General features: G+C 45.7%; 1 protein-coding gene. It reads left to right on the top strand.

The genetic code is table 11. The features are described 5' to 3' along the window. Positions 1-1,259 (top strand): IS3-like element ISKpn8 family transposase gene (locus ACMWKA_RS25645; protein ID WP_096198832.1). Its coding sequence is split into 2 segments (ribosomal slippage), with 1,260 coding nucleotides annotated over them: positions 1-370 and positions 370-1,259; the frame shifts between segments, so codons are not numbered across the junction. This gene is flagged as partial in the annotation. Between the last annotated feature and the right edge of the window lie 35 nt (positions 1,260-1,294).

The following is a 1,294-nucleotide window of genomic DNA, read 5'->3' as shown; positions in this document are numbered from 1 at the left end:
CAGGTCAGGACGTGGGTTGCCCTCTATGAAAAACATGGAGAAAAAGGTTTAATTCCCAAACCTAAAGGCGTTAGTGCTGATCCAGAGTTGCGCATTAAGGTCGTGAAAGCCGTGACCGAGCAGCAGATGTCCCTCAATCAGGCTGCTGCTCACTTTATGCTTGCTGGTAGTGGTTCTGTAGCCAAGTGGCTGAAAGTCTATGAGGAGCACGGAGAAGCTGGTTTACGCGCACTCAAGATCGGCACCAAAAGAAACATTACAATGTCAGTTGATCCAGAAAAAGCGGCGTTAGCATTGGAGCTGTCGAAAGACCGACGTATTGAGGATCTTGAAAGACAAGTTCGATTCCTTGAAATGCGGCTTACGTATCTAAAAAAGCTGAAAGCCTTAGCTCATCCCGCGAAAAAGTGAAAGTACTCAACGAGCTAAGGCAGTTTTACCCTCTTGATGAGCTTCTCAAGGCAGCGGAGATACCGCGCAGTACGTTTTATTACCATCTAAAGGCTCTCAGCAAGCCTGATAAGTATGCGGATGTTAAAAAGCGTATTGGTGAGATTTATCACGAGAATAAAGGTCGTTACGGATACCGTAGGGTAACGTTGTCTCTCCATCGAGACGGGGAACGGATTAACCATAAAGCCGTTCAGCGCCTGATGGGAACCCTCTCGCTTAAGGCAGCGATTAAGGTCAAGCGATACAGCTCCTACAGAGGAGAGGTAGGGCAAACCGCCCCCAATGTTCTCCAAAGGGATTTCAAGGCTACACGGCCAAACGAGAAGTGGGTTACCGACGTTACTGAATTTGCAGTCAATGGGCGAAAGCTGTATTTGTCTCCAGTAATAGATCTCTTCAACAACGAAGTTATTTCTTACAGCCTGTCGGAAAGACCTGTGATGAACATGGTCGAGAATATGCTCGATCAGGCATTCAAAAAGCTTAAGCCTCACGAGCATCCTATTCTGCACTCTGACCAGGGATGGCAGTATCGTATGAGAAGGTATCAAAACATCCTTAAAGAACAAGGCATTACACAGAGCATGTCCAGAAAAGGCAATTGTCTGGATAATGCAGTCGTGGAATGTTTCTTTGGAACCTTAAAGTCGGAGTGTTTTTATCTTGACGAGTTCAGTAATATAAGCGAACTGAAGGATGCTGTTACGGAATATATTGACTACTACAACAGCAGAAGAATTAGCCTGAAATTAAAAGGTCTGAGTCCAATTGAATATCGAACCCAGACCTATGTGCCTCGTGTTTAACTGTCCAACTTTTTGGGGTCAGTACAACCCGAGGC

The organism is Enterobacter sp. 03-F-07-AD-ECC (assembly GCF_047530935.1).
GTDB lineage: Bacteria > Pseudomonadota > Gammaproteobacteria > Enterobacterales > Enterobacteriaceae > Enterobacter > Enterobacter cloacae.
This window is presented reverse-complemented; position numbering and strand designations above follow the sequence as displayed.